15 protein-coding genes are annotated in these 18,609 nt (G+C 71.6%); 10 read left to right on the plus strand and 5 right to left on the minus strand.

The window, feature by feature from the left end; translation table 11 throughout:
* The first annotated feature begins 288 nt into the window (after positions 1–288).
* The 4 genes from ACZ60X_RS21120 to ACZ60X_RS21135 all read left to right on the plus strand — a co-directional run bounded on the left by ACZ60X_RS21120 (position 289) and on the right by ACZ60X_RS21135 (position 5,229).
* Positions 289–3,579, plus strand: coding sequence for a sensor histidine kinase (locus tag ACZ60X_RS21120; protein ID WP_469600499.1), 3,291 nt, complete (start codon positions 289–291; stop codon positions 3,577–3,579).
* A 10-nt stretch (positions 3,580–3,589) separates the two neighbouring features.
* Positions 3,590–4,003 (plus strand): roadblock/LC7 domain-containing protein, encoded by a 414-nt coding sequence (locus ACZ60X_RS21125; protein WP_004983065.1) that lies wholly within the window; start codon positions 3,590–3,592, stop codon positions 4,001–4,003.
* A 94-nt stretch (positions 4,004–4,097) separates the two neighbouring features.
* Positions 4,098–4,667, plus strand: coding sequence for a DUF742 domain-containing protein (locus tag ACZ60X_RS21130; RefSeq protein WP_469600501.1), 570 nt, complete (start codon positions 4,098–4,100; stop codon positions 4,665–4,667).
* Complete coding sequence (locus ACZ60X_RS21135) at positions 4,648–5,229, plus strand: GTP-binding protein (protein ID WP_029183992.1); 582 nt, start codon at positions 4,648–4,650, stop codon at positions 5,227–5,229. The genes ACZ60X_RS21130 and ACZ60X_RS21135 overlap by 20 nt, the downstream gene beginning before the upstream one ends.
* A 466-nt stretch (positions 5,230–5,695) precedes the next feature.
* Here ACZ60X_RS21135 and ACZ60X_RS21140 read toward each other — a convergent pair whose 3' ends face one another.
* The 3 genes from ACZ60X_RS21140 to ACZ60X_RS21150 form a co-directional block, all read right to left on the minus strand.
* Complete coding sequence (locus ACZ60X_RS21140; RefSeq protein ID WP_469600504.1) at positions 5,696–5,887, minus strand: acyl-CoA carboxylase subunit epsilon; 192 nt, start codon at positions 5,885–5,887, stop codon at positions 5,696–5,698.
* 57 nt (positions 5,888–5,944) lie between these two features.
* A complete protein-coding gene (locus ACZ60X_RS21145) occupies positions 5,945–7,540 on the minus strand; it encodes an acyl-CoA carboxylase subunit beta (protein WP_469600508.1) in 1,596 nt (531 codons plus the stop codon).
* A 154-nt stretch (positions 7,541–7,694) separates the two neighbouring features.
* Positions 7,695–10,025, minus strand: a complete 2,331-nt coding sequence (locus tag ACZ60X_RS21150) for a polysaccharide lyase 8 family protein (protein WP_469600511.1) — start codon at positions 10,023–10,025, stop codon at positions 7,695–7,697.
* A 237-nt stretch (positions 10,026–10,262) separates the two neighbouring features.
* Here ACZ60X_RS21150 and ACZ60X_RS21155 point away from each other — a divergent pair, with 237 nt between their 5' ends.
* From ACZ60X_RS21155 to cimA, 4 genes are all read left to right on the plus strand, one after another.
* Complete coding sequence (locus ACZ60X_RS21155) at positions 10,263–10,874, plus strand: YceI family protein (protein ID WP_469600755.1); 612 nt, start codon at positions 10,263–10,265, stop codon at positions 10,872–10,874.
* A 135-nt stretch (positions 10,875–11,009) separates the two neighbouring features.
* Positions 11,010–12,125 (plus strand): TolB family protein, encoded by a 1,116-nt coding sequence (locus tag ACZ60X_RS21160; protein ID WP_469600513.1) that lies wholly within the window; start codon positions 11,010–11,012, stop codon positions 12,123–12,125.
* A 50-nt stretch (positions 12,126–12,175) separates the two neighbouring features.
* Positions 12,176–13,486 carry an MFS transporter gene (locus ACZ60X_RS21165; protein ID WP_469600516.1) on the plus strand — a complete coding sequence of 437 codons (1,311 nt, stop codon included), beginning with the start codon at positions 12,176–12,178 and terminating at the stop codon, positions 13,484–13,486.
* 284 nt (positions 13,487–13,770) lie between these two features.
* Positions 13,771–15,381, plus strand: coding sequence for a citramalate synthase (cimA, locus tag ACZ60X_RS21170; RefSeq protein WP_469600520.1), 1,611 nt, complete (start codon positions 13,771–13,773; stop codon positions 15,379–15,381).
* Positions 15,382–15,402: 21 nt separating this feature from the next.
* On the opposite strand, the gene ACZ60X_RS21175 is transcribed toward cimA, so the two are convergent.
* Positions 15,403–16,002, minus strand: a complete 600-nt coding sequence (locus ACZ60X_RS21175; protein ID WP_469600522.1) for a GPP34 family phosphoprotein — start codon at positions 16,000–16,002, stop codon at positions 15,403–15,405.
* 66 nt (positions 16,003–16,068) lie between these two features.
* On the opposite strand from ACZ60X_RS21175, the gene ACZ60X_RS21180 reads away from it, so the two are divergent.
* Entirely contained in the window at positions 16,069–17,463 is a 1,395-nt protein-coding gene (locus ACZ60X_RS21180) for a hypothetical protein (protein WP_469600524.1), read from the plus strand.
* Positions 17,464–17,911: 448 nt separating this feature from the next.
* Positions 17,912–18,037 carry a hypothetical protein gene (locus tag ACZ60X_RS21185; protein ID WP_469600527.1) on the plus strand — a complete coding sequence of 42 codons (126 nt, stop codon included), beginning with the start codon at positions 17,912–17,914 and terminating at the stop codon, positions 18,035–18,037.
* Here ACZ60X_RS21185 and ACZ60X_RS21190 read toward each other — a convergent pair.
* Positions 18,034–18,480, minus strand: coding sequence for a MarR family winged helix-turn-helix transcriptional regulator (locus ACZ60X_RS21190; protein WP_469600530.1), 447 nt, complete (start codon positions 18,478–18,480; stop codon positions 18,034–18,036). The genes ACZ60X_RS21185 and ACZ60X_RS21190 overlap by 4 nt on opposite strands.
* Between the last annotated feature and the right edge of the window lie 129 nt (positions 18,481–18,609).

The raw sequence follows: 18,609 nt of genomic DNA on the forward strand, positions 1-18,609 counted from the left end.
AGTTCGGCAGAGGAATCCCCGGGCATCACCACGCGACGCAGTCGCCCTGTACCGCTGCGCTCACGAACGCCCCGCCTTTTGGCGGGGCTCGCTCTTTATGACCGTTTTATCTGGCGCATACTTCCGCCCTCCTCAGCGGTTTCCGCTGTTTGGAAGAGCACTGGTCCACGTGCTGGAATGCCTGAACTGCCCAATAGTCAAAGACGTACTCAGTGTCGATGACGAACCGGGCTCTGAGAGACTCTGCGGCACGACGTAGGTGCTGATCGCCGAGAGGTTGTTGGTCGAGTGAGGCGAAGCAAGAACGGTCCCGAGCCGTCGGCACGGGGCAACTTCACCCCGCCGCCGCGCGCTGCGGCGCCCACCCCCGTCACCGGCGCGGAACCGGCGGCACCTCAGGCGCCGAGCGGGGGCCGTTTCTCGCCGCGCAACTGGCGGGTGCCCACCCGACTCAACGCGATCCTGCTGATACCCGTGGCGGTCGGTCTCGTCATGGGCGGCTTCCAGGTGAAGAACTCGATCGACACCTGGCAGCAGGCCCGTGACGCCGAGAACACCGCCCGTCTGGTGCGTGCCTCCCTGGCCTACGCCGACGCCCTCTACAACGAGCGGGACGTCAGCGCCGCTCCCCTGCTGAAGGGCAAGCTGGAGACCGCCCAGGACAAGCAGACGGTCACGGCGGCCCGCGGCGCGACCGACCAGGCGGCCGACGCCTTCGACCAGGCCGCGAAGAACATGCCGCACAAGTCCGGCCTGGAGCGCCGGCTGAAGCTGTTCCGCGAGGCCGAGCCCTATCTGCAGACGCTGCGCGCGGGCGCGTACACCTCCAAGTTCCCCGCCGTGCAGACCGAGGAGGGCTACGTCAAGGTCGCCCACCCGCTGATGGAGTTCGCCAACGAGCTGGGTCTGGGCACCGGCAACATCACCTCCTACGGCCGTACCGTCTACGCCATCTCGCTCACCAAGGCGGCCCTGTCGCTGGAGCGCTCGATCGGCACGCACATCCTGGTCAAGCCCGGCCCCGACGCCGGCAACCTGGCCAGCCAGCGCGTCGCCCTGTCCTCCTACGCCTACCTCGAGGGCATCGCCGTCGAGGAGTACATCGGCGGTGGCACCCAGGCCGACGCCGACAAGCTGGACGCGGAGAAGAAGGACATCCAGACCAAGGCCGCGGCGATGGCGCAGCAGGCCAAGGCCAAGGACCCGAACTACGTCGCGCCGCCGTCCGACCCGCAGAAGATGGTCACGGCGCTCGCCACGATCAGCTCCACCGATCCGGCCGCGCGTGCCGAGCTGGCCCAGAGGGGCATCACGGCGGAGAACTGGTGGGCGGTCAACACGCTCAAGTTCAACGCGTACCGCGACATCGAGACGGGCATGGCCGACAAGGCCGTGAGCGAGGCCTCGTCGATCGCCGACGACGCCAAGAACTCGGCGTTCATCACCGGTGCCGTCGTCGTGGTCGCCCTGCTGCTGGCCTTCATCCTGGCCGCCAGCGTGGCCCGCCAGATGAGCCGCTCGATGCGCCAGCTGCGCAACGCCGCCTTCGGCATCGCCGAGCAGCGCCTGCCGATGCTGGTCGACCAGCTCTCCCGCACCGACCCCGGCCGGGTCGACACCCGGGTCGCCCCGATCCCGATCAACACCAAGGACGAGATCGGCGAGGTCGCCCGCGCCTTCGACCAGGTCCACCGCGAGGCCGTCCGGCTCGCCTCCGAGCAGGCCCTGCTGCGGGGCAACATCAACGCGATCTTCACCAACCTCTCGCGCCGCAACCAGTCGCTGATCGAGGGCCAGCTGACCCTGATCACCGACCTGGAGAACAACGAGGCCGACCCGGACCAGCTGGAGAACCTCTTCAAGCTGGACCACCTGGCCACCCGTATGCGCCGCAACGGCGAGAACCTCCTGGTCCTCGCGGGCGAGGAGCCCGGCCGCCGCTGGGACCAGCCGGTCCCCCTGGTCGACGTGCTGCGCGCCGCCTCCTCCGAGGTGGAGCAGTACGAGCGCATCGAGCTGTCCGGGGTACCGGAGGCCGAGATCCACGGCCGCGCGGTCACCGACCTCGTGCACCTGCTCGCCGAGCTGCTGGAGAACGCGACGACGTTCTCCTCCCCGCAGACCAAGGTCCGCGTCACCGCGACCCGTCTCCCCGACGGCCGCATCATGATCGAGATCCACGACAAGGGCATCGGCCTGACGGCCGAGGACTTCGCGGACATCAACCACAAGCTGGCCAACCCGCCGACCGTGGACGCCGCGATCTCCCAGCGCATGGGCCTGTTCGTGGTCGGCCGGCTGTCCGACCGGCACGGCATCCGCGTCCAGCTGCGCCCCTCGGGCGAGCAGGCCGGTACGACCTCCCTGGTCATGCTGCCGGACGCGATCACGCACGGCGGCGGCGGCGAGGCGCCGCTGGACCGCGAGGAGTTCACGGTCTCGCAGATCATCCCGGAGCAGCAGTTCCGGGGCGAGAGCTTCAACCAGCCGCAGCCGATGCGCACCGCCGCCGAGCTGGGCTTCGACGACAGCCAGTACCCGCAGGTCCCGGACGACATCCGCGAGCTGGACCCGGTCGGCCGCTCGCTGATGCGCGAGGAGCGCCGCGCCGCTCTGGAGGCCCAGAGCCACGGGCAGCAGCAGGCCGAGCCGCAGCAGGAACAGCAGCCGCGGCACGGGCAGCACGCGCAGCCGGAGCCGGAGGCGTCCGCCGCCTACGCCGACCCGCTGTTCGACGGCCGGCCCGCCTACCAGGACCTGCCGCAGCAGCAGGCGTTCGGGCAGGACCAGGCGTTCCAGGCGGAGCCGGCGCAGCAGGCCTACCAGGAGCAGGCGTACGAGGAGCAGCGGCAGACCTCGTACGAGGAGCAGCGAACCGGGTCGTACGAGGAGCAGTACTTCGCGCCCAACGGCGGCCTGTCGCAGGGCGAGGGCTTCCCCGCGAACGGCGGCTACCCGGACCCGGCGTACACCGAGCCGGCTCCGGCCCACTCCTACCAGGACGACTGGCCCCAGCAGGACGGCTACCAGAACGGCTATCCGGCCCAGTACGCTCCGGAAACGGAATCCTCGCAGGCCGCTGACGCGAGTGAGCGGAACCGCGTAGGCTTCGACCGTCCGGGACCGGCCTCTCCCGCCGCCCACGAGCTGACCGACGCCGGGCTGCCCCGCCGCGGTTCCACCGCGAGCGGCGCAGGCGGCTCGGCTGCCGCGAACGGTACGGCGCGTGTGCCGCAGGAAGCGCCGGCTCCCGCACCGGGCGGCGCTCCGGGAGCGGGCGGCGACAGTAGCTGGCGTTCGGCGAACGACGAGCGGTGGCAGCAGGCCGCGCAGCTCCGGAAGCCGAAGGCGGGCGGGGTCACCGCCTCCGGTCTGCCCCGGCGGGTGCCCAAGGCCAACCTGGTCGAGGGTTCCGCCGAATCCACCCCTCAGGGGGGCCCACAGGTCTCCCGCGCCCCGGAGGACGTCCGGGGCAGGCTGAGCAACCTGCGCCGGGGCGTCCAGCGCGGACGCAGCGCAGGCAGTGAAACGAACGGCCAGGGCTTCGGTCCTGACAGCACCTACAACCAGGAGCGTTAGTGTGAGCCCGATGAGCCAGGCGGCACAGAACCTGAACTGGTTGATCACCAACTTCGTGGACAACACCCCGGGGGTGTCCCACACGGTGGTGGTCTCCGCCGACGGACTCCTTCTGGCGATGTCCGAAGGCTTCCCCCGCGACCGCGCCGACCAGCTCGCGGCCGTCGCCTCCGGTCTGACGTCACTGACGGCAGGCGCCTCCCGCATCTTCGAGGGGGGCAGTGTGAACCAGACGGTTGTGGAGATGGAGAGGGGATTCCTCTTCATCATGTCCATCTCCGACGGCTCGTCCCTCGCGGTTCTGGCCCACCCGGAAGCGGACATCGGTCTCATCGGGTACGAGATGGCCCTTCTGGTGGACCGTGCGGGCACGGTCCTGACCCCGGATCTGCGTGCGGAGCTCCAGGGGAGCCTTCTCAACTAACAGGCGGACGGTGCGTATTCGCGTCCCGGGGCCGTAAGGTTTCGGGACGCGGCTCCACAGTGATGGGTGCCCGGCACAGTCGGAGGAGGAGAAAGTGGCAACACCCCCAGGCGGTTCGCATGCGGGCAACTGGTCGTACGGGCCTGCCCAGGGCCAGGGCGACGGCTCGGCGAACCGGTACAACTTCCCCTCCGCCCCGAGCCACCGGCAGCCGTACGCGCCGCAGGGCCCCGGCCCGTCGCCGTACGACCAGCCCCCGGCGCCGCGCATCCAGCCGGTACAGCCGCAGCGCCGCCCCGAGCCGGCGCCGGCCTCGGCGTCCAACAACCCCCTGGTGCGTCCGTACGCCATGACCGGCGGCCGGACCCGCCCGCGCTACCAGCTCGCCATCGAGGCACTGGTGCACACCACCGCGCAGCCGCACCAGATGCAGGGCCAGCTGCCCGAGCATCAGCGGATCTGCAACCTCTGCCGAGAAATCAAGTCGGTCGCCGAGATCTCCGCGCTCCTGACGATCCCTCTCGGCGTGGCCAGGATCCTCGTCGCCGACTTGGCGGAGGCGGGCCTGGTCGCCATCCATCAGCCCGGCGGCGACGAGAACGCCGGTGGCCAGCCAGACGTGACACTGCTCGAAAGGGTGCTCAGTGGACTTCGCAAGCTCTAGCGGCGGTCCTTCCCGCTCCACCACCTCCGCGAAGATCGTGGTGGCGGGCGGCTTCGGCGTGGGCAAGACCACGTTCGTCGGCGCCGTCTCGGAGATCAACCCGCTGCGCACAGAGGCCGTCATGACGTCCGCTTCGGCCGGAATCGACGACCTCACCCACACCGGAGACAAGACCACCACCACGGTGGCCATGGACTTCGGCCGCATCACCCTCGACCAGGACCTCATCCTGTACCTGTTCGGCACCCCCGGCCAGGACCGCTTCTGGTTCATGTGGGACGACCTGGTACGCGGCGCGATCGGCGCGATCGTGCTCGTGGACACCCGGCGCCTCGCCGACTGCTTCCCCGCCGTCGACTACTTCGAGAACTCCGGCCTGCCCTTCGTCATCGCCCTCAACGGCTTCGACGGCAACCAGCCCTACAGCCCCGACGAGGTCCGCGAAGCCCTCCAGATCGGCCCCGACACCCCGATCATCACCACCGACGCCCGCCACCGCGCGGACGCCAAGAGTGCGCTGATCACGCTGGTCGAGCACGCGCTGATGGCACGGCTTCGCTAGCCAACGCTCGTTTTGCCAGGGGCCCTTTCTCCCGGAGAGGGCCCCTTTCCCGTGCGTGCGGCACCGGTGACCGCTGCCGGCCAGAGGCAGAATCCCGGCCATGGAAGCGCGGCCCGGGGTGCCGCCGGCGCCCGAAATCGTCCTCAGGACCGACGCGGGTCCGATGGTGATGAGCCCGAACCGGTGCTACCGGGTCGGGCGGGATCCCGACTGTGAGATCACCATCGAAGACGCCCGGGTCTCCTGGCACCGCGAGGCCGCGCGGTCCCGAACGGTCGTCGGAGGATTGGCCCGACGGCCGGGAAACGACGTTCGTCCGGCTCCCCGTCGTGCATGCGCGGAGCCTCCGGCTCCGTCGCCGTGAGTACATCTGGTTCTACGTCGGCACCCGGCGGTCGGCCCCGGAACCGATCGCGGCCCCGCTCTCGAAAGGAGAGCGGGGCCGCGGCCCGACGGTGCGCGGGGTTCAGTGCCAGCTGTGCGGCGCCCTGAAGCCGCCCTCGCGGTCCAGGCGGCGCCAGGCGGCCTTGCGGCGGGCGCGGTGGGTCGGGGCCGGGGAGGTGCGGGCGGCCGCGCGGGCCATCAGGACGGCCGTGATGGCGGCGACTTCCTCGGGCTCGGCGTGGCCCTTCTCGACGCGGATGTCAGGAGTGCTCATGGGTGTCAGTCTCCGTGGAAGAGGGGTCCGCGGGGTTGCCGCGGCGGGTCCGCTCGGTTACTGCGGCGGGTTGCCGTGCTTGCGGGAAGGCAGGTCGGCGTGCTTGGACTGGAGCATCGCCAGGGACTTGACCAGGACCTCGCGGGTTTCGACCGGGTCGATGACGTCGTCCACGAGGCCGCGTTCGGCCGCGTAGTACGGGTGCATCAGCTCGGACTTGTACTCCTTGACCATCCGCGCCCGCATGGCCTCGGGGTCCTGGGCCTCCGCGATCTGGCGGCGGAAGATGACGTTGGCGGCGCCCTCGGCACCCATCACGGCGATCTCGTTCGTCGGCCAGGCGTAGGTCAGGTCGGCGCCGATCGACTGGGAGTCCATGACGATGTAGGCACCTCCGTACGCCTTGCGCAGGATGAGCGAGATCCTCGGCACGGTGGCGTTGCAGTAGGCGTACAGCAGCTTCGCGCCGTGGCGGATGATCCCGCCGTGCTCCTGGTCGACGCCGGGGAGGAATCCCGGCACGTCCAGAAGGGTGATGATCGGGATGTTGAAAGCGTCGCACATCTGGACGAAGCGCGCAGCTTTTTCGCTGGCCTCGATGTCCAGGACGCCCGCGAGGACCTGCGGCTGGTTGGCGATGATGCCGACGACCTGGCCGTCCATGCGGGCCATCGCGCAGATGATGTTGCGGGCCCAGCGCTCGTGGACCTCCAGGTACTCGCCGTCGTCGACGATCTCCTCGATGACCTTGGCCATGTCGTACGGCCGGTTGCCGTCCGCCGGCACCAGGTCGAGGAGCACGTCGCCACGGCGGTCGACCGGGTCGGAGGACTCGACGCGCGGGGGGTTCTCGCGGTTGTTCTGCGGGAGCAGCGAGAGGAGGTAGCGGACCTCGGCGATGCAGGTCTCCTCGTCGTCGTACGCGAAGTGGCACACGCCGGAGGTCTCGGCGTGCACGTCCGCGCCGCCCAGGCCGTTCTGGGTGATCTCCTCGCCGGTGACGGCCTTGACGACGTCGGGGCCGGTGATGAACATCTGCGAGGTCTCGCGGACCATGAAGACGAAGTCCGTCAGGGCCGGGCTGTAGGCGGCGCCGCCCGCGCACGGGCCGAGCATCACGCTGATCTGCGGGATGACGCCGGACGCCTTGGTGTTGCGCTGGAAGATGCCGCCGTACCCGGCGAGCGCGCTGACGCCCTCCTGGATACGGGCGCCCGCGCCGTCGTTCAACGACACCAGGGGCGCGCCGGCCGCGATGGCCATGTCCATGATCTTGTGGATCTTGGTGGCGTGGGCCTCGCCGAGCGCGCCGCCGAAGATCCGGAAGTCGTGCGCGTAGACGAAGACCGTACGGCCCTCGACCGTACCCCAGCCGGTGATCACACCGTCGGTGTACGGCTTCTTCGCCTCCAGGCCGAAGCCCTGGGCGCGGTGCCGGCGCAGCTGCTCGACCTCCTGGAAGGAACCCGGGTCCAGGAGCAGCTCGATCCGCTCCCGGGCCGTCAGCTTGCCCTTGGCGTGCTGCGCCGCCGTCGCCTTCTCGCTGGGGCCCGCCACGGCCCTGGCACGAATCTCGTGCAGCTCGGCGACCCGTCCGCGCGCGTCCGTCGGCTCGCCGGTCGGCTCACCCGTCGTCTCTTCCAAAACGGTCATGTAGCGACCTTACGAAGGACACCAAGGAAAGCGAGCCGTTGACTCCGTACAGTCTCCGGCCCGTTTTCCTGGTACCAGTGAACAGAACCGTGGGCGCGTGCAGCCGTTCCGACTGCTCAGAGGGCGCCTTGGTTGTGGGGACGCCACAAAGCGGTCACCTGAGAGCCACCTCACATACGCGGTCGGCACATGCCATCCCTGGAGTGACACGCAGCCTCAGACAGCGGTCCGCGGCGAGCACCTCCACGCCGTCGCCCGCTCGCCTCACGGCCCGCACCGGACGGTCCCAGACCAGCTCCAGCGGCTTGCCCGTGCGCGGCGGCTCGCCGATGTGCACCGCGGCCGTGCGGCCCCGCCGGACGACGAGCACGCTCGCCCCCGCGGAGACGGCGAGGTCGTCCACCGTACCCGCCCGCCAGAAGTTCGCCCCGGTCAGCCCCAGCCGGGGCACGGCGACCGCCTGGCGGCCGGGGTCGTTGGCGAGGACGCGCATCCGGTGGCGGCCGGCGGCCCGGGCGGCGGTCTCGGCGCGGGAGGCGCCCGGCAGCAGGACGTAGACGTAGCCGGCGTCCGCCGGGTCGGTGCCGTGGTCGAGCCAGAGGGTCTGCCAGCGCCGGGTGCGCCGCTCGGCCGTACTCCCCGTGTTGATGTCGGACCAGGCGCCGGTGCGGTCCTCGCGGAGGGTGCGCAGTTCACCCCCGTGCGGCAGGATCCAGCCGCCGTGCCCGTCGAGGTGCGCCCAGTTCCGGCCGCGTACGAAGGCCGCGGTGCCGCCCTCGCCCAGGTTGCGGTTGTCCACGACCGTCTCGACCGGGACGCCGTCGGCGCAGGTGATCCCGGCGCCGAGGCAGAGGACGGCGTCGTCGAGGAAGAACCAGGACTTGCGGGCCTCAAGGGTGGAGCCGAGGCCCTTGAGGTGCTGGCCCACGGCCGCGTACGTGCCGTCCGTCGTCCCGCCGACCCAGCGCGCGTCCGGCTTGGGCGCGCCCCACTCTCCGCCGGCGCGGTCGGCGAGCCGCCTGGTGGAGACGGTGGTGCCGGGCAGCCGGTACCAGTCGACGGTCGGCCAGTACCAGTCCGTGTACTGGTCGCCGCGGCCTGCCGGCCACCAGTACAGCATCCCCGAACCGGTGTGCCAGCCGCGCGGGTTCTCGCCGTTGCCGCACTCGTAGTGGGCGATGCGGTCGCTGGCCATGGACAGCGCGGCGGTGAAGCGCGGGCCGCGGTGGACGGCGCGGTCCATGGCCGGGAAGAGCCGGTGACCGAGCGGTTCGGCGGCCGCGGGGACGGGTGAGGCGGCGATGGTGTGCAGCCGGGCGAGATCGGCGACACCGAACTGACCACCCGTCAGGACCGGGGTCACCGTGTCCCGCTCGATCCATCCCTTCACCAGCCCGTACCACTTCTCCCGCCACTCCCGCCCCGCCCCGGCCGCGAGCAGCGCGATGGAGCCGATGAGCGCCTGCCCGTGGAAGTGGTCGCCGCGCATGAGGCGGAGGTCGTCGCCGAGCAGGTAACCCCGGCTGATGGCACGGCCGTTGACGCCGTCCACGACCAGGCCGTCGTGGACGAGGGGCGCGAAGGCCTGCTCGACGGCGTCCACGACGTGTCGCCGGGCGGGGTCGGTGACGTCCCAGGGAGACCCGGCGAACAGCGCGAACAGCCGCCCGAGGCCGTCGAGCAGGACCTGGCCGTACGTCCCCGAGTAGGCGACCCAGGTGTGCTGGACGAAGGAGCCGTCGGCGTAGAGCCCGTCCCCCTGGGCGACGTACGGGAAGACGGGCGAGAGGGCGTCGCGGGCGAGGGCGATCCTGGCGCCGTCCCGCCCGAGGATGCCGCGCAGGACCACGGAACGGCACAGGTCGACGCGGTTGGCGCCGGTGGAGGTGCCGGAGTAGTCCGTGAGCATGGCGTCCGGGATGAAATGGTCCACGGCCGCGCAGGCGGCGGCGATCCGGTCGGCGCCGAGCCGGTCGTGGAGCGTGGCCGTGATGTCCATGAGCAGCCGGGGGCTGCCGATCTGCCACTCCCACCAGTTGCCGTAGCGGCTGGTCGAGGGGTTGTAGACGCGGGCGGAGAGGTGGTCGAGGCCGCGCAGGACGGCGGCGAGGAGCGCGGGGTCGCCGGTGGCGCCGGTACCGGGCTGGATCCAGGCCTGGGCCATGGTCCACAGCCGGCCGTAGCTGTAGGTGATGCCGGACGGCGGGTCGAAGGGGTGGCCGGGCCACAGGGAGTCGGGGGCCGGTGCCATGGTGCCGGTGACGTCCCGCGCCAGGGCGCCGAGTTGGGCGAGCCGGGAGGCGTAGGGCTCGGCGCCGGGGTCGTATCCGGTCCCGAGGGCGATGTCGAGCCAGCGGCGGCGCAGGGCGTCGTAGGGGTCGGCGCCTGCCGCGGCGGGCGGGGCCGGAACGCCTGCAGCCAGCGCCGGGGCGAGGGCGGCGGCCCGCAGCGCCGCGCGCCGGGTGAGCCCCGCGGGATCTCCCACCGCACCTCCCACCGCCGCCCCTTTCCGGCTCGGCGAGCGGCCGCGGTCGCGGCCGCTCACCCGTGGCGCACGCAGCTGGTGCCGCTTCCCGCCGGGCCGCACCAGGGGTGCGGACGGTATCACTCACCGCGACGGCGAGAACACACCCCGGATGATGTTGAAAGTCGAACTGAATGGGTCTACCGTCGGAGACGTCAGATTCGTTTAATGTTCAACAGAAACCCCCTGGAGCAGGACATGGGCATCTTCGGCCGCAAGGACACCACCCCCGAGACCACCCCGCAGGCCGCCCCCGGCGCGGGCCCCGACCTCACCGCGCTCTCCGGTGACTACACGATCGACCCCGCGCACACCACGATCGGCTTCACCGCCCGGCACGCCATGGTCACCAACGTCAAGGGCACCTTCCAGGACTTCACCGGCAGCCTGCACCTGGACGGCGCGGACCCGTCGAGGTCCACCGCCACCCTCGACGTCCGGATGGCGAGCATCGACACCGGCAACGCCGACCGCGACGGGCACCTGAAGTCCTCCGACTTCTTCAGGATCGACGAGTTTCCGGACATGACCTTCCGCTCCACCAAGGCGGAGTCCCTGGGCGGCGGCGAGTACCGCGTCACCGGCGACCTCTCCCTCCTCGGCGTGACCCGGCCGCTCACCATCGACCTGGAGTTCAACGGCGCCGCGAAGGACCCCTTCGGCAACGAGCGCGTCGGCTTCGAGGGCAGGGCGGAGATCCTGCGCTCGGAATGGGGCCTGACCTGGAACGCGGCCCTGGAGACCGGAGGCGTCCTCGTCTCCGACAAGATCAAGCTGAACTTCGACGTCTCGGCGGTCAGGAACGCGTGAGCCCGGGGAGGCGCGACGCCCGAACTCCCGCCCAGGTTGTACGCGTTCTGTCCGATTGACCCGGCTCGCGCCGTGGGATTGCATCCCGGTGGGCCCTCGGCGCCGGGCGGGGGCAGACGCGTCCAGGGGGTCGGCATGGGGAAGAGCAGCAGAACGGTGCTGGTGGCGGCGGCCACGGTGCTCGGGCTGGCGGTCGCGCCGCAGTCCGTCGCCGCGCCGCGCCACGGCGTCACGCGCGTCAGCACCACCCTGAGCGGCATGCAGTCCGCCACCGCCTCCGACCTGGGCACCGTCAGCGCCGACGGACGCTACGCCGCCTACGGGACCAAGGGCCCCGTCGACGGCTGTCCGACCCCCTACGGCTGGTGCGTCTTCGTCAAGGACCTGCGCACCGGAAAGACCGTCCGGGTGCCCAGCGCCGACGTCGAGGACTACGGCCCGATGATCAGCGCCGACGGCACCGAGGTCGGCTACACCAAGGGGCACTACCACCACTTCCGCCCCGTGGTCTACGACCGCCGGACCGGCCGGCTCCAGGAGATCTGGCCGGCGCACCCGCCGAAGGACCACTGGTACGAGCGCGCCGACCTCAAAGGGCTGAGCGCCGACGGCCGTTACGCCGCCTACACCATCGGCAACCGCGACGGCGACGCCTTCGCCGTCCACCTGATGGTCCGGGACCTGAGGACCGGCACCGACACCCTGGCGGACCCGGTCGCGGACCCCGGCAACCTCATCGGCGCCCGGCTCAGTGCCGACGGCCGCCACGTCGCCTCCGTCACCCTCGACGGCCTGCGCGCCACCACCCTCTACGTCACGGACCGGACCACCGGCACGAGCCGGCGCCTGGACACCCCCGACGGCGGTGACCCCGACCTCGTCGACATCTCGGCCGACGGACGGCACGTGCTGTTCAACTCCGCGACCGGGCAGCCGGGTTCCACCGCGCGGCCCTACCTCGCCGACACCCGCACCGGCCGCGCCGTGCCCGCCGGGCCCGCCGGCTCCACGGCCGTCGCCCTCGACGCCACCGGCCGGTACGTCCTGCTGCGGGACGCCACCGGCGCCCTGCGCCTCGCCGACACCCGCACCGGCCGGCAGCGGACGGTGGCCGCCGCGGCCGCGGCCGCCAGTGCCGTACCCGGCGCCGTCACCCGGCACGGACCTACCGTCGTCTTCACCTCCGCCGCCGCCCTGGTCCCCGAGGACACGAACGGCGTGCCGGACGTCTTCGCCCGCTCGTTCGGGTGAAGGGACGGGCAAAGGAATCGTTTGATCAACGGCCGGGCAGGTAACGGCCCATGGAACGACACCACTGGAAGAAGATCTGGGTCGGCTCGGCGGGCAACATGGTCGAGTGGTTCGACTGGTTCGTGTACGCGAGCTTCGCCACCTACTTCGCCGGCGCCTTCTTCCCGAGCGGCAACCCCACCGCCCAGCTCATGAACACCGCCGGCATCTTCGCCGTCGGGTTCTTCATGCGGCCCGTGGGCGGCTGGCTGCTCGGCAGGGTCGGCGACCGCAGGGGGCGCAAGGCGGCGCTGACCCTGACCGTCACGCTCATGTCGGCCTCGGCGATCCTCATAGCCCTCGCCCCGACCTATGCGGTCGCCGGGTACGGCGGCGCGTTCGTGCTGCTCGTCGCCCGCCTGTTGCAAGGCCTGTCGGTCGGCGGCGAGTACGCGGCCAGCGCCACCTATCTGACGGAGGCCTCGGACCCGGGGAACCGCGGCTTCGCCTCCAGCTTCCAGTACGTCTCCATGACCGCCGGCCAGATCGTCGGCCTGGGGCTCCAGATCGTCCTGCAACGCACCATGTCCGACTCCGCGCTGCACAGTTACGGCTGGCGCATCCCGTTCGTCGTCGGCGCCCTCGGCGCGGCGGTCGTGTTCTACCTGCGCCGCAGCATGCTGGAGACCGAGGTCTACGAGGAGGACGACTCGCACGCCGCCGAGCGCGGCACCCTGCGCGCCCTGTGGCAGCACCGGCGGGAGGCGTTCCTCGTCATCGCCCTCACCATGGGCGGCACCGTGGCGTACTACACGTACACCACCTATCTGACGAAGTACCTGTCCAACTCGGCCGGGCTGTCCAAGCAGACGGCCACGCTCGTCTCGTTCACGGCGCTGATCGTCTTCGCCTGCCTGCAGCCGCTCGCGGGCCGGCTGTCCGACCGGATCGGGCGCCGTCCGCTGCTGATCACCTTCGCGGTCGGCTCCACCTTCCTCACCGTGCCGATCATGACCCTGCTCAGGCACGCGAACGGCTACTGGCCCGCCCTCGGTCTCGCCCTGCTCGCGCTGATCGTCGTCACCGGGTACACCTCGATCAACGCCTGCGTGAAGGCCGAGCTGTTCCCGACCGGCATCCGCGCCCTCGGCGTGGCCCTGCCCTACGCGATCGCCAACGCCCTCTTCGGCGGTACGGCGGAGTACGTCGCGCTGTGGTTCAAGAAGGGCGGGATCGAGTCCGGCTTCTACTGGTACGTGGCCGGCTGCGCCGCCGTGTCCCTCGTGGTCTACCTCGCCATGCGGGAGACCAGGGACCTGGACCTGACCCGGGTGAAGGCCGCCCGGGGTTCCGGCGAGTCCAGTGTGACGACCGCATCCTGAGACGGGCGGTGAGCCCGGCGCGGGGCTGTGCCAGACTGCCCCCGTGCTCTCGTTCGCCATGATTATTGGCAGCAGGCGCGCCGGTCCGCAGTGACCACTCGTACGAACGGGTGCGGGTGGCCACCGTCGTCCTCGACCCGCGCGCAGACCTCTCGCACCCGCGAGGGGTTTTTTCGTTTTCCGGCCCACCTTCAGCCGGGAGCGGAGCGCGAGGGACCATTGGGGGGACGGTGGAGCCGGTCCTTCCGGTAAGACCGAAGATCCACAACAGGAGCCTTGACACCATGACCGAGACGGCAACCAACGAGCTGGACGACTCGTTCCACGTCTTCGACACCACGCTGCGCGACGGCGCGCAGCGCGAGGGCATCAACCTCACCGTCGCGGACAAGCTCGCCATCGCACGGCACCTGGACGACTTCGGCGTCGGCTTCATCGAGGGCGGCTGGCCCGGCGCGAACCCCCGGGACACCGAGTTCTTCGCCCGCGCCCTTGCCGAGATCGACTTCCGGCACGCCCGGTTGGTCGCTTTCGGCGCCACCCGCCGCGCAGGCAGCCGGGCCGCCGAGGACCCCCAGGTCAAGGCCCTGCTCGACTCCGGCGCCCCGGTGATCACGCTGGTCGCCAAGTCGCACGACCGGCACGTGGAACTGGCGCTGCGCACCACCCTGGACGAGAACCTGGAGATGGTCCGTGACACCGTCTCCCACCTGCGCGAGCAGGGCCGCCGGGTGTTCGTGGACTGCGAGCACTTCTTCGACGGCTACCGCGCCAACCCGGAGTACGCGAAGGCGGTCGTGCGGGCGGCCGCGGAGGCCGGCGCCGACGTCGTGGTCCTGTGCGACACCAACGGCGGCATGCTCCCCGCCCAGATCCACGCGGTCGTCTCCACCGTCCTCGCCGACACCGGCGCCCGGCTCGGCATCCACGCCCAGGACGACACCGGCTGCGCGGTCGCCAACACCCTGGCCGCCGTGGACGCGGGCGCCACCCACGTCCAGTGCACGGCCAACGGCTACGGCGAGCGCGTCGGCAACGCCAACCTCTTCCCCGTCGTCGCCGCCCTTGAGCTGAAGTACGGCAAGAAGGTACTGCCCGACGGCAGGCTCCGTGAGACGACCCGGATCTCCCACGCCATCGCCGAGGTCGTCAACCTCACGCCGTCGACGCACCAGCCGTACGTGGGGGTGTCGGCCTTCGCCCACAAGGCCGGCCTGCACGCCTCCGCGATCAAGGTCGACCCGGACCTGTACCAGCACATCGACCCCGAGCTGGTCGGCAACACGATGCGGATGCTGGTCTCCGACATGGCGGGCCGCGCCTCGATCGAGCTGAAGGGCAAGGAGCTGGGCATCGACCTCGGCGGCGACCGCGAGCTGGTCGGCCGGGTGGTCGGGCGGGTGAAGGAGCGCGAGCTCAAGGGCTACACGTACGAGGCGGCGGACGCGAGCTTCGAGCTGCTGCTGCGCGGGGAGGTCGAGGGCCGCCCGCTGAAGTACTTCGACGTCGAGTCCTGGCGGGCCATCGTCGAGGACCGCCCCGACGGCACCCACGCCAACGAGGCCACGGTCAAGCTGTGGGCCAAGAAGGAGCGGATCGTCGCCACGGCGGAGGGAAACGGCCCGGTCAACGCCCTCGACCGCGCGCTGCGCGTCGCCCTGGAGAAGATCTACCCCCAGCTCGCCGCGCTGGAGCTGGTCGACTACAAGGTCCGCATCCTGGAGGGCAAGCACGGCACGTCCTCCACGACCCGCGTGCTGATCTCCACCTCCGACGGCAGCGGCGAGTGGTCCACGGTCGGCGTGGCGGACAACGTCATCGCCGCCTCGTGGCAGGCCCTGGAGGACGCGTACGCGTACGGCCTGCTGCGGGCCGGGGTGGAGCCGGCCCGGTAGGGCGCCTCCCGGAGAGGAGCGTCACGGCGCGCGCCAGATGTTGTCGAAGGCCACGTTCTCGATGCGCCGCCGCTCGCGTACCGCCGCCAGCTCGGTCACCGCGTCGCCGACCGCGACCAGCACGGTGACGACGGCCTCCTCGCCGGGTTCCTCCTCGGGCGGCCGCTCGTCCTGGATGCCCAGGGTGGCGGCGAGCCCGGCGAGGACCGGCTCGCGCGACCACCAGCGGTCGGCGGCGTGCCGCCGGGCCGGGGTCTCGGCCGCGGCGGCCTTGGCGGCCCGGTGCGGCCAGCGGTGCGGCTTCCCGGCGAGCTGCCCCTCGGCGTCCAGGACGTCGCCGTAGGCCGTGGCCAGCCCCTCGCCCCGGCGCCACAGCCAGTCCTCGACCGTCTCGTACGGCTCCTGCCGCCGCAGCGCCGTCCGGGCCTCGTCCAGCATCCGGTCGCCCAGGGTCAGCGGTGGTCCGGGCACGATGCGCGCGCCGTCCAGGGTGAGCGCCCGGGCGCCGAGCAGGTCGATCAGCTCGGCGCCCGCGAGCGCCAGGGACAGATCTCCCGGCTCGACGGGGTGCTCGCCGGGCACGTCCAGGCTGACGAGGAACAGATCCCGCGGTGTGGTCATACCGTCATCGTTCCCCACCGCCCCGCGATATGCCGGATTTACTGATGATTCGGGTAGCTTCGAACCATGAAGGCCGTCCCCTGGTCCCGCAGCCTGCCCGCCCCGCCGCGGGCCGTCCCCGCCCTGCTGCTGGCCGCCCTCCTCCTGGTCCTGGCGACCCCGTTCGCACCCCGGGCGAGCGCGGACACGAGCGTCTCCGTGATCGCCCGTTCCCTGCGTTCGAGCCCTGTCTACGTCGACCCGGCGGCCGCCGCCCAGCTGCCGAAGGCGGACGCCGACGCCCTCGCGAAGCGGATCGAGGACGCGGACAAGCCGGTGTTCGTCGCGGTGCTCCCGGCCGGCTATCCGACGACCGGCCTGTTCGCCGACCTGCGCGCCGCCACCGGCATCACCGGCCTGTACGGCATCCGCCTCGGCGACCGCTTCGACGCCCGCGCCGACTCCTCCGTCATGCCGGCGACGGCCCGGCGGAACCTGGTGCGCAGCGTCCAGGGCGAACCGGCGAAGACCCAGCTGAGCGACTTCACCGACCGCGCCCTGGCCACGGCCCGCGGCCACGCGCCGAAGAGCTGGGGCGGCTCGGACGACGGGGTGTCCGCTGCGGCGGTGCTCATCACGGGTGCCGTGCTCGTGGCCGGAGGCGCCGGGGCGTACGCGCTGGTGCGGCGCGGCCGGCGGCGGCGCGAGGACGAGCAGCGGGCGGCACTCGAACGGCTGCGGGTGGTCGTCGACGAGGACATCACCGCCTTCGGAGAGGAGCTGGACCGCCTCGACTTCCGACCGGGCGAACCCGGCGCCGACGACGCGATGCGCGCCGACTACGAGCGCGCGCTGGACGCCTACGAGACCGCCAAGCAGCGGATGGCCGAGGCGCGGCGGCCCGAGGACGTCCGCACGGTGACGGAGGCGCTGGAGGACGGACGGTTCTCCCTGTCCCGGCTCGCCGCCCGCCGCGAGGGCCGCCCGCTGCCGGAGCGCCGGCCGCCCTGCTTCTTCGACCCGCGCCACGGCCCCTCGGTGGCCGACGCCACCTGGACCCCGCCCGGTGGCGCCCCGCGCCAGGTCCCGGTCTGCGCGGCCGACGCCACCCGGCTGGCCGACGGCCGCGACCCGGTGATCCGCGAGGTCGATACGGAGTACGGCCGCCGCCCCTACTGGGACGCGGGCCCCGCCTACGGCCCCTGGGCGGGCGGATACTTCGGCGGCGGCATCCTGCCCGGCCTGCTCGTCGGCACCCTGCTCGGCAGCATGATGGCCGCCCCGTCGTACGCGGCCGACTACGGCACCGGCTACGGCGACTTCGGCCCCGGCTACGGCGACTTCGGCGGCGGCTTCCAGGGCGGCGACGTCTCCGGCACCGACTTCGACCCCGGTGACTTCGGGGGCGGCTTCGGGGACGGCGGCGGCGACTTCGGCGGAGGGGGGTCGGACGGCGGGGGCGACTTCGGCGGGGGGTTCTGAGAGGGCGTGCCACGCGCTCCGTACGGCTGCGGGGCGCTCGCGCAAGCTATTTGGTCCTGGCCGAACAGCTCGCACCCGCCCGATCCCGGCGGCCACCATCTCCCTGCGGCCAACCGCCGCGCGCGAGCAACGGTTCGACGGGATGGAGAATCGACATGGCCAAGGGCATCGGCACGATCAGGCGGCGCTGCGCGACCGCGGTGGCCGCGGTGGCGATGGCGGCGGGCGGGCTCGGCCTGGCGGCGGGCACCGCGTCCGCCGACGCCTACTGGTACAGCTTCCCCTACTACGCGAGCGGTCACGGGGTGGGCGTCTACTCCCAGCCGCACGCCGGCAGTTCCAAGGTCGCCGGTGATCTGTGGTCGGTCGCCGGCTCCCCGGACGAGATCGACATCGAGTGCTGGGTCACGGGCGACGACATCAACAACCAGGGCGACTCTGGTACCGCGTGGAGGGCACCTACTCCGGCAGCTACGGCTACCACATCGGCCAGGGCTTCGTCTACGGCGCCTACACGGACAACAACTGGTACTGGCACCACGAGTGGGGCAGCGGTTCGAGCGGCCACTGCTAGGACGCGCGACCAGGGGTGTCCCCGGCCGACTCCCCCAGCCGTTCCATGACGGCCGCCGCCAGCATCAGCACCCCGCGCTCGGTCTCGCCGAGCGTGCCCAGCGCCCCGGCGAGCCAGGCGTCCCGCTCGGCCAAGTCCCGCTCCAGTGCGCATCGGCCGGGCCCGGTGAGCGAGAGCACGGACTGGCGCCGGTCGTCGGTACCCCGCTCCCGGACGATCAGCCCCTCGGCCTCGAGTTCCGTGTGGACCCGGGTGAGCGACTGGGGCCGCTGCCGCTCGGCCGCCGCGATCTCGCCGGGGGTCGCCGGGCCGTAGCGGTCCAGGTGGCCGAGCACGGCGAGCTGGTTCGGACTGAGGCCGCCCTCCCCGCGCTCCTGTCGCAGCCGCCGGTTGAGCCGGACGACGGCACGCCGGAGACGTGCGGCGTCGGAGAGATGATCCATGGCGCAGATCGTACGCAAAGCTTAGTAGCTCGCACCGAACTTCGCTTTCCTGTCAGCATGTGCGCTCAAAACTCATACGCAATGCGTACGAAGCACTGGTGACCATGACGGCGGGTCCGGCTCGTCCAG

Source organism: Streptomyces sp. NPDC104106 (assembly GCF_055584345.1).